This window comes from Kamptonema animale CS-326 (assembly GCF_028330895.1).
GTDB lineage: Bacteria > Cyanobacteriota > Cyanobacteriia > Cyanobacteriales > Microcoleaceae > Kamptonema > Kamptonema formosum.
In genome coordinates this window covers 1-10,738 of the sequence record NZ_JAQMUA010000083.1, presented here as the reverse complement: position 1 = coordinate 10,738, position 10,738 = coordinate 1, and the positions used below count along the sequence as shown (strand labels likewise).

6 protein-coding genes and 1 other RNA gene are annotated in these 10,738 nt (G+C 43.2%); 6 read left to right on the top strand and 1 reads right to left on the bottom strand.

Annotated elements, in window-relative coordinates:
- From PN499_RS04865 to PN499_RS04845, 5 genes are all read left to right on the top strand, one after another.
- On the top strand, window positions 1-2,746 hold a 2,746-nt coding region (locus PN499_RS04865), incomplete at its 5' end, for a PAS domain-containing protein (protein ID WP_272030554.1).
- Between the two features lie 115 nt (window positions 2,747-2,861).
- Complete coding sequence (gene corA, locus PN499_RS04860) at window positions 2,862-4,028, top strand: magnesium/cobalt transporter CorA (protein ID WP_272030553.1); 1,167 nt, start codon at window positions 2,862-2,864, stop codon at window positions 4,026-4,028.
- Window positions 4,029-4,243: 215 nt separating this feature from the next.
- Window positions 4,244-4,640, top strand: an RNA gene (gene rnpB / locus PN499_RS04855) — RNase P RNA component class A.
- Between the two features lie 216 nt (window positions 4,641-4,856).
- Complete coding sequence (gene rnc, locus PN499_RS04850) at window positions 4,857-5,570, top strand: ribonuclease III (protein ID WP_272030552.1); 714 nt, start codon at window positions 4,857-4,859, stop codon at window positions 5,568-5,570.
- 120 nt (window positions 5,571-5,690) lie between these two features.
- On the top strand, window positions 5,691-6,794 hold the full coding sequence (locus PN499_RS04845) for a Gfo/Idh/MocA family protein (protein ID WP_272030551.1): 1,104 nt from the start codon (window positions 5,691-5,693) through the stop codon (window positions 6,792-6,794).
- Between the two features lie 271 nt (window positions 6,795-7,065).
- On the opposite strand, the gene PN499_RS04840 is transcribed toward PN499_RS04845, so the two are convergent.
- Window positions 7,066-9,108, bottom strand: a complete 2,043-nt coding sequence (locus PN499_RS04840) for an ATP-binding protein (RefSeq protein ID WP_272030550.1) — start codon at window positions 9,106-9,108, stop codon at window positions 7,066-7,068.
- 479 nt (window positions 9,109-9,587) lie between these two features.
- On the opposite strand from PN499_RS04840, the gene PN499_RS04835 reads away from it, so the two are divergent.
- On the top strand, window positions 9,588-10,232 hold the full coding sequence (locus tag PN499_RS04835) for a class I SAM-dependent methyltransferase (RefSeq protein WP_272030549.1): 645 nt from the start codon (window positions 9,588-9,590) through the stop codon (window positions 10,230-10,232).
- The last annotated feature ends 506 nt before the right edge of the window (window positions 10,233-10,738 follow it).

Sequence of the window (10,738 nt, the reverse complement as noted above, 5' to 3'; positions counted from 1 at the left end):
ACCTTCCCTATCCTCCCCATCCTCCCTATCCTCCCCACCTTCCCCATCCTCCCCACCTTCCCCACCTTCCCCATCGTCGATCACTAGCTTCGCTGGCTATCCGTTGATAGTAGAAGATCGGCTAGTGGGGGTAATGGCAATTTTGAGTTATCAACCGCTGAGTCAAGGGTTGCAAGAAACACTGACATCTGTAGCAAATGTAATTGCCTTGGGAATTGAGCGCAAACGGGCGGAGGCTGAATTAAACTCAGCTAGAGGTTTCCTCAATTCCGTAGTTGAAAATTTGCCAGTAGGGGTTTTTGCCAAAGATGCAGAGTCGCTAAAATTCGTCTTGTGGAATAAAGCAGGGGAAGCGATCGCGGGCGTAACTAGCCAAGAGGCGATCGGCAAAAGCGATTATGATTTTCTTCCCAAAGATCAAGCAGATGCGATCGCAGCTAAAGACAGAGAAGTTTTGGCTAGCTATCACAGTAATCCCTCAACTTTACCCGTACAAGATGTAGCAGAATCCCCCATCCAAACTCCCCACAGAGGTTTAAGAATACTACACACCCGCAAAATTCCCATCTTCGACAAAAGCGGAAATCCTCAATATCTCCTGGGCATTACCGAAGATATCACCGAACGCAAACAAGTAGACGAAAGCGTGCGGCTGTACGGTCAAATTGTCGAAAATATGCAAATTGGCTTATACGTTTACCGCTTAGAAGACATCAACGACGACCGAACTTTGAGAGCGATCGCCTCCAATCCTGCTACTACCTTATTTACCGGAGTAGAGATGGCAGATATTCTCGGAATGACCCTCGATGAAGTTTTTCCCCATCAGCGAGACAAAGGAATTCCCCAAGCATTTGCCTCAGTAATTCGCGAACAAAAAGCTGTAGAACTTGAAGATATTGACTGCTTTGAAGACGGGACTGTAATCCGCGCCTTTTCTATCAAAGCCTTTCCCTTACCCAACCACTGCGTCGGCGTTGCCTTTGAAAATATCACCTCTCGCAAAAGATTAGAATTAGAACTAAAACTCGCCTTGAAACAAAGCGAACATTCCCAACAACTACTCCGCACAGTCATCGACACCACACCCGACTGGATTTTTGCCAAAGACCGCAATTTTAGATATATATTAGTCAACCAAAGCTTTGCAGATTCTCTGAATATTCTTGTCGAAGAAATTCTGGGTAAAGATGATGTAGAAATTGGTTTTCCCCCTACAGAAATATTTGGCAATAATGACCTCGGTATTAGAGGTTTTCGCAGCGATGAATCTACTGTACTCTCTGGGGAAATAGTTCATAACCCCCACGACCAATTAACTTTTGCCAACGGTTCCATTCACATTTTTGACACCCAGAAGATTCCCTTACGCGACGCGGAAGGCAATATATTTGCAGTTTTAGGTTTCGCTCATGACATTACTGGAAGGCATTTAGCTCAAGAAGCCTTACGACAAAAAACTTCTGAACTAGAAGCCGTGTTTCAAGCCTTACCCGATTTGTATTTCAGACTTAATATCAACGGCATAATCTTAGATTATCTATCGGGAAGTTCATCAGATTTATATATTCCTCCCCAAGTATTCCTAGGCAAACAAATGACCGAAGTTTTGCCCTTGAAAGTTAGCCGCCAATTTGAGCAGGCAATTCTAGAAACTTTTGCCAAGGGAAGTTTAGTTACCATTGAATATTCCTTACGAATGCCGCAAGGGAAACAAACTTATGAAGCGCGGTTATTACCCTTCGGTGATAGCCAAGTTATTATTCTTGCCCGCAACATTACCGAGCGCAAGCAGGCAGAAGCCCAGTTGAGAGAAAAAAATCAGCAATTAGAGCTGACTTTGCAGGAATTGAGGAAAACTCAAACTCAATTAATTCAATCAGAAAAAATGTCAAGTTTAGGGCAGTTAGTAGCTGGAATTGCTCACGAAATTAACAACCCAGTAAGTTTTATTTATGGTAATATTTCTCATGCCAACGAATATGCTCAAAGCTTACTGCAACTGTGCAGCTTATATCAAAAATACTATGCAAATCCCGCCCCCGAAATCATAGCATTAGCAGAAGAAATCGATCTCGATTTTTTGGTGTCAGATTTTCCACAACTGATGAATTCGATGGAAATGGGAGCAGATCGCATCCGCCAGATAGTTCTGTCTTTGCGTAATTTTTCTAGGATAGAAGAATCTGATATTAAAATTGTTGATATTAGTGAAGGCATTGACAGTACCCTGCTAATTTTGCAGCACAGATTAAAACAAGCTACTACCAATCGTAATATTGAAGTTGTTAAAGAATACAGTGCTTTGCCTTTAGTTGAGTGCTACCCTGGCCTCTTAAATCAAGTATTGATGAATATACTTAATAATGCTATTGATGCTTTGTCCGATGTGAAAGCTGACGACAACTTAGAAATTGAAAATTGCTCAGCAGGAGAGAACTTAGATATTCCTGCTTTACCTTTTACTTGTAATATTTTACCCTGTATTACGATTCGGACTACGATGTTAGAAAGCAATAGAATCGGTATTGTAATTGCCGACAATGGGCCAGGTATGCCAGAATCAGTGAAGTGTCGTATATTTGACCCTTTCTTTACTACTAAGCCAGTGGGAAAAGGCACTGGTTTGGGATTATCTATTAGCTATCAAATTATTGTAGAAAAGCATGGCGGTATGCTAACCTGTATTTCAGCAAAAGGATCGGGGTCAGAATTTGTCATTGAAATTCCTATTCGGCAGAGGTAATGGCTAATGGCTAATGGCTAATGGCTAATTGCTAATTGCTAATTGGGTAAAAATTCTCCCTCTCCCTCTCCCCCTCTTCCTTCTTCCTTCTTCCTTCTTCCTTCGTGAGGTAATTATGACATATAAAGGTGTAAAGACTTCCAGTGCAGTTGTAGAACCCCATGACGACGATGATGATGAGTCATACGTTGACTATTTTTATGACGATCCGGGTGCTCTCCCTGGAAATTTAGACCTAGAACCAGATGCACCTCCTCCTGATATTGTATTAATTGATTATAATGAAGCAGCAGCTATTCGCTCTCGCCTCACTTGCCCTCAAGATACATTACCCTACTTAGATACAGATTCTGTTTCTTGGATTGACGTACTCGGATTAGGTAATAATGAAACTTGGCGGCAAATGAGTGAAGTTTTTAATTTGCATCCCCTCGCTCAAGAAGATGTCGTAAATGTCCCTCAGCGGCCTAAAGTTGTAGACTATGAAGACCAACTTATAATTGTTGCTTGGATGGTGATGATGAAGCCGAATACAGAGGTTTTTCACAAAGAGCAAGTAAGTTTAATTTTGGGTAAACATTATTTAGTAACTGTGCAGGAAGAACCTGATTATGATAGTTTTGGGCCTGTACGCGATCGCATTCGCACGGCAAAGGGTATTATCCGCAAAAAGGGAGCAGATTATTTGGTATATTCCCTGCTAGATTCGATTATTGATGGCTTTTTTCCAGTGTTGGAAGTTTATGGGGAACGCATTGAGGAACTAGAAGATGAAGTAGTGATGAACCCTAATCGCCAAACCTTAGAAAAAATCTATAAAATTCGCCGGGAATTGCTAACTCTCCGCCGTGCCATCTGGCCTCAGCGGGATGCGATTAATAGTCTGATTCGAGATGGTAATGAATTAATTAGTCCCGATGTCCGAGTTTATTTGCGTGACTGTTACGATCATACCGTTCAGGTGATGGACATGGTGGAAAGTTACCGAGAACTTTCTTCGGGTTTAATGGATGTTTATTTATCTTCAGTTGGCAACAAAATGAATGAAATCATGAAGTTGCTGACTGTGATTTCTACCATTTTTATCCCTCTAACTTTTGTTGTCGGGATCTACGGCATGAACTTTAATACTGAAAAATCTCCTTTCAATATGCCAGAATTAAACTGGTATTGGGGTTATCCTTTGTGTTGGAGTGTCATGATTGCGATCGCATCAGGTTTAGTGTACTTCTTCTGGCGGCGCGGCTGGTTTGATAATTTTTCCACCATCAAAGATGATTGATAAGCTGCATAACTCCCGCGCGACTCACGTAATTAGCAATTAGTAATTATAAAAGAAGGGGCTAGGGGCTAGGGAAAGAGAGAGGGAGAGGGACAGGGGGAGATGGGGAAAATCGGGAAGGTAAGTAGGAGGGTTTAGCAATTAGCAATTAGCAATTAGCAATTAGCAATTAGCAATTAGCAATTAGCAAAATAATGTACAATAAAAAAGGGGAGAGAGTAGGCGCAGGCGGTTGCGGACTCCAAAGAGTCTGAGGAAAGTCCGGGCTCCCGAAAGCCCAAACTTGCTGGATAACGCCCAGTGCGAGCGATCGCGAGGATAGTGCCACAGAAATATACCGCCTACATTAGGAGCCTAAAGTGTTAAATTTTAGACTCAAAACTGTAGGTAAGGGTGCAAAGGTGCGGTAAGAGCGCACCAGCAGCGTCGAGAGGCGCTGGCTAGGTAAACCCCAGTTGGGAGCAAGGTCGGAGGAACTACGGTTGGTCTTTTACCAGTTCCGCTTGAATGCACCGCTTGAGGCATCTGGTAACAGGTGTCCCAGATAGATAACTGCCCTCTTAGCTGCTTGCAGTTAAGGGAACAGAACCCGGCTTATGTCCGACTCTTTCCCCCCCCTAATTATTCCAGTTTTACTAAATAATATCTCTGGGCAAATCCAGAATAATTTAGCTAGGACTTACCCAAAACCATCTGTAACGCCCCCATCTTGGCGGTCAAGAAACCGCGCCTCTTGGCGGCCCTGCTGCGATCGCGCGTAAGTTATGATTAAAATTAAACTCGGTTAATCGAGAGCCGTTCAGACCGAGGAAACAGAGAGAAGAAAAAATGAATATTAGCTATCCTAGCCGTCAAAAGGAACTGGAAAAATTAGTCGAAAAATTAGGATTGCCCGATCGAAACCGCGTGAACTGGCAATTACTCGATTTAGCTTTAACTCACCCTACGGCCTCAACTCAAGCTAATTACGAACAGCTAGAATTTATCGGGGATGCAGTTGTGCGACTAGCTGCTTCTGAGTTACTATTTGAAACCTATCCCGGCAGTTCAGTAGGAGAATTTGCAGCGATTCGTTCCTTGTTAGTGAGCGATCGCACTCTGGCACAAATCGCTGACAGCTATGGATTTAGTCGCTATTTAATCGTTTCTAGCAGCGCCGCCTGCGACAAAGCAGGGGAAGAGTCACGGTTAGCAGATGCTTTTGAAGCAGTCCTCGCCGCCCTCTACCTGAGTACAAACACTTTACAATTAATTCGCCCTTGGCTAGACCCTCATTTCCAACCGCGAGCCGCTCAAATCCTGAGCGATCCCGCCCGCCAAAACTATAAAGCCGCTCTGCAAGAATGGACTCAAGGCCAGTACAAAATTTTGCCAGAATATAATGTTAAGGAAACAGGGCGAGTTCACGGAGGAGAAGAACGTTTTACCGCCGAAGTATGGCTGCGAGGGGATTTACTTGGTGAAGGCAAAGGACGATCCATCAAAGCTGCTGAACAAGCAGCCGCGCAAGCAGCTTTTAATAAAGTAAAAACTAACAGTTAAACTTATTAATAAATGATCTACCCAATTAAGTGTAAAATACGGATGACTAAAAAGTTCACTGCATAAGCCTTCTTCCTTCTCTCCTAGCTAACTAAATTTTTCTTCCTTCTTCCTTCTTAAATGAAAATTGGAATTGCTGTATTAGGTGCAGGTCACTGGGGAATTCACCTGATCCGCAACTTCCTAGAACATCCCCACAGTCAGATTTTAGCCGTCATAGACCCGCAGCCCGAACGCTTAGCTGTGGTGAAAAGCCTGTTTAATTTGGATGCTAATATGGTTCTAGCCACGGATTGGTCAGCATTGCAGAAATTGCCCGGACTAGAAGCAGTTGCGATCGCCACCCCAGCTTCAACCCACAGCACTCTCATCGCCGCCGCCCTTGATCAAGGCTACCACGTTCTCGCAGAAAAACCCCTCACTCTCAACCTCACCGAAGCCATAGAACTTTGTCAACTCGCTGAAAAAAAGCAACGTCAACTCTTCGTTGACCACACCTACCTATTTCATCCCGCAATCGAGATTGGAAAAAACACCATCCAAGCGGGAAAATTAGGGAAATTGCACTACGGTTACGCCCAACGAACCCATCTCGAACCCGTCCGCAATGATGTTGATGCTCTGTGGGATTTGGCCATCCATGACATCGCCATTTTTAATACTTGGCTGGGACAAACTCCAAGTCAAGTCCAAGCCAATGGAACCGTTTTTATTAATAGGGAAAATACGGAGGATGGAAAAACCACCAATTACCAATTACCAATTACCAATTACCAATTACCACTTTACGATTTAGTTTGGATCAAGTTACTTTACCCAGATGGCTTTCAAGCATTCATCCATCTTTGCTGGCTCAATCCTGACAGACAGAGGCGCTTAGGAATTGTCGGAAGTAAGGGTACATTGATTTTTGACGACCTTTCAACTGATGCACCTCTGACGCTAAAACATGGTTATTTAGAGCCGGAGGACGATAATACCGCGATTACAGGTTCCTGGGATAGGGTTCGCGATCGCAATGCCACCTTATCTCAATCTTGGGAAAGATTAACAGTAGAACAAGTAGAGCCCCTCCAACAAGTGTGCGATCGCTTTCTAAATTGCGTCCAAAGTAACACACCATCTCCCATCTCTTCCGGTTGGGTAGGTGTCGAATTAGTGCGAATTCTCAGCGCCCTCAGCGACTCCCTGAAACTTAGCGGACAACTGATTACAATTTGTTAACAGTTAACTGTTAACTGTTAACTGTTAACGGGTATTTACGTTTAATTATGTCCCTGTACTAACTACTAATATCATGTCCGGGTAAATACTTGTCATTGCGAGCGAAGCGAAGCAATCCCAAGGTTTTGAGATTGCTTCGGGCTTGCTTCGTACCCTCGCAACTGCGCTGCGCTTGGCTCGCAATGACAGATCGTAAGTAATTTGCCGGACTTGATATAACTACTAACTACTAACTACTAACTACTAACTACTAACTACTAACTACTAACTACTAACTACTAACAATCACCAAATCTTCCTTGATATAACCCCCAGGTAACTGTTGTGCAGGCAAAGCAATAGTTAAAGTAGTACCTTGATTTATACCTGCACTGTAGAGCGAAATAGTCCCCGCCATCAACTGCATCAAATTACGTGAAATTGCCAATCCTAAACCATTACCACCATATTTGCGAGTAGTCGAACCATCAGCCATCACAAAAGGTTGAAACAACTTATCCTGCTGTTCTTGGTCAATCCCAATCCCCGTATCTTCAATAGTCACCACTACCCAATCTTTCGTACCAGTGATCTGAGCCATATTATATACTGCATTCCCATTATAACTAGCACCATTATTGAGCAACACAGATTCAATTTGGATAGAAATAGTGATTTTTCCTGCATCAGTAAACTTAATCGCATTACTCAAAACATTCAGAAAAACCTGCTTGAGCTTATCCGGGTCAGCATAAACCATAATCGGCTTCTTCAGGTCGGGTAAAATTAACTCCAGACCTTTTTGCTCAACTTCCACAACCTGCAAATCAACCGCTTCTTCAATCACCTGCGTGAGGTTGATAGTTTCCAGCATCATTGATAACGTACCTGATTCAATTTTGGCAATATCCAAAATATCATTGATGATATTCAGCAAGTGAATTGCAGCATCATAAGCACGCTGGACAAACTCCATCTCCTCATCCCGGTCATCGCAATCACCATCTTGGACAAATTGCAAAAAACCGATAATACCATTCAAAGGAGTTCTGAGTTCGTGAGAAATATTGCGTAAAAATTCATCTTTTAACTGATTAGCAACTTGCGCTTGTTTCGAGGCAACTTCCAGCTCTTCCGCCCACGATCGCAGTCGCTCCACCATACTGTCGATCGCCTCCGCTAACTGATCGAACTCCCTAATTTTCAAATTGTGAGGAACCATCTGCGGAGATTCCAAACTCTTGACAGTCAGCGCATAATCTCTCAGTTTCTCCAGAGGACGAGCCAGATCGCGAGACAGATATAGAGTTGCCATAATACTCGCCGCCACCAACCCCACAATCAGATTCAACAAAACCTGTTGAATTTCTTCCAAACCAGACAGGGCATAATCTAAACGAGTAACCGCTAAAACTATCCACTTACTCTTTGGCTGATTCGCCATCGGACTAGGAACAGCAGCATATCCCGCCAGTAACTCCAGCCCATTTTTTTCAAAAGAAAATAGGTGTAAGAAAGCTTGTCCACCAGCGATCGCTCTTCTGACAATACTTTTTAAGCGATCGGCATCCGCCTCCTGATCGATATTACGCCCCACTCGGTCAATATTTGGGTGCGCCAAGATTGTCCCATCTTGGTCAATCACAACCGTATAACCAGCTAAAGAACCCTTGGGAGCGCTAGTTTGCACTGGTAGAGGCGACTGCAAACTTAAAACATAGCGCAGTTGGCGCGAATTCTGCTGCTGAATGTAAACCGGCGCACTTAAAACCAAACTAACTTGAGTATTTCGATCGGGTTTAGCCGCCTCTAACCCATCAGCAGGAACAGCTAGAAATTCACCGTCATTCTCCGATTTCTGCGACTTTTGCTGTGGCGGCCACACAAGATTGATATACACATTCTTATTATTGACAAGTAACTGCTGCTGCTGCGGCCAAAACTTCTTCGGTAGCGACTGAATAGGTTGATTACCACAAGTGCTAGCTGCAACTTTACCCGTCTGCAAATTAGTCAATTGCAAACAATCCACCTGAGTTGGCAATCTTTGCCCTAACTGGTTGATAAAATTTTGATAAACCTTGGGCGAGGAGGATTGCAACACAGAGCTTTCCGAAGCACCCAGTAAATTTGACTTCAGAGAGTTTACCCACTGTTCAATAGTTTCTGCCTTTCTACCAGCACTTTCCGTCAGATTTTGACGAGCAGTTTCCAGAAGCATTGAACGAGCTTTTCTATAAGTCACATACTCCCCCACCAGCAAAACTGGTACGCTGAGCAGTAAAATTCGCGACAGCAGAATACGGCGAAAGGAGGATGGGCCGACGCTTACCATAGGACATCTTTAAACTTAAGGTGCAACACCCAACAGCAACATCATCAAACAAACCAGATCGATCGAGCATCTTTCTAGGGTACTACTATTGATCTGAGAAAATGGTTGGAGAACCACAGTTCACACAATTATAGAAGCCAGTGCAGCATAATCTATTATTCAAAAGTTCTCAATAACTCAAGAGGGTGAAACAGTTTACACCAATAAACTGACATCCTACAGGTGGGGTCGAAAACTCTAAATACAGACGATCGCAGGTAAAGCGCGATCGCTTCTCGCCACAGGGTCTCTCACTTGATACCCCGCCCATACCCTGCACTGCTCGATTTTATTCGACATCAACGGAATTTAAGTTTGAGCCTAGACACTATCAGGCTTGTACGCTCACGATCGGAGGTATCTATTGGTGAATAATAGCTCTGATACGCCTACACTAGACGTGAACTCGATCCCGACCCCCGGTCTCTCTAGCTTAATCGATGGAAAGAACCTCAAGCAAGTACCTATACTTTTACAGTAATAATCGCCCCAGGTATCACCATGCTTATTTGCTATCTCCACTGCTAGAAATGCTTGCTGTCGCTAAATCTACCAGCAACATCAAACCCCGCGTTTTGGATCTCGGTTGCGGGAACGGCAGTCTCAGCCATGCTATTGCTCAGCAAGGTTATGAAGTCATCGGAGTAGACAATTCGCCCCAGGGAGTGGCGATCGCATCTCAAAGTTTCCCTGAATGTCAATTTATCCAAGCTGATATTTATGATTTGCAGCATCCTGAACTCCTTCATTCATTTGATATTGTCTTAGGAGTTGAAGTAATCGAACATTTGCTTTATCCCAAAGAACTGATTAGAGTTGCCAAAAAATGTCTCAAACCAGACGGCCGATTAATTATCACCACTCCCTACCACAGTTACTTAAAAAATTTAGCTCTAGCTATTACTGGAAAAATGGATAAACATTTTACAGTTCTTTGGGATAATGGGCATATCAAATTTTTTTCCGTACCAACCCTGACCAAATTATTAAAATCTGAAGGATACACAGATATCACCTTCAAATTTGCCGGCCGATTACCCTATCTATGGAAATCAATGCTATGTTCTAGCACGCCCCCACCTTAAAACTGTTAATTGGTAATTGCTAATCGCTAATTGCTAATTGCTAATTGCTAATTGCTAATTGCTAATTCAGGACTTACGCTCAGGGCTCCAGAAACCGGGTTTTTGAGAGGAATATATCCCGCTAAAAATTAAAAAAATAAGTTTTAAACCCCATTGGCAGCAAAGGAAAACGTTAATTTAACTATCAATTTTATTGATAGTTAAATTTTCGCGTTTTCCTTGCATATATTAATATTTTAATTCAGAATTTTAGCAGAGCTAAAATTCGAGAATGAAACAGCCCTGGGGGTTGGGGGGGTTGATAGGTGACAATGAAAACTTTAAAGTTCTTGCGAGTAATGTACCATTCCAAAATTGCCTCATCTTGGAGAGCGAAAAATTTTAGGGGAGATAGGGGAGAGGATGAGGTAGGATAACCGGATGCTGGAATTGTCTCAACCTGTCGTCTACCAACTGAAGATAGTCTTGCTGGGCATCAGCCCCATGATCTGGCGGCGGGTACTTGT

Excerpts from the sequence above, each read along its gene's own strand:
- PN499_RS04840 (WP_272030550.1), bottom strand. The coding sequence starts at position 9,108 with ATGGTAAGCGTCGGCCCATCCTCCTTTCGCCGTATTCTGCTGTCGCGA.
- PN499_RS04845 (WP_272030551.1), top strand. The coding sequence starts at position 5,691 with ATGAAAATTGGAATTGCTGTATTAGGTGCAGGTCACTGGGGAATTCAC.
- PN499_RS04835 (WP_272030549.1), top strand. The coding sequence starts at position 9,588 with ATGGAAAGAACCTCAAGCAAGTACCTATACTTTTACAGTAATAATCGC.
- rnc (WP_272030552.1), top strand. The coding sequence starts at position 4,857 with ATGAATATTAGCTATCCTAGCCGTCAAAAGGAACTGGAAAAATTAGTC.
- corA (WP_272030553.1), top strand. The coding sequence starts at position 2,862 with ATGACATATAAAGGTGTAAAGACTTCCAGTGCAGTTGTAGAACCCCAT.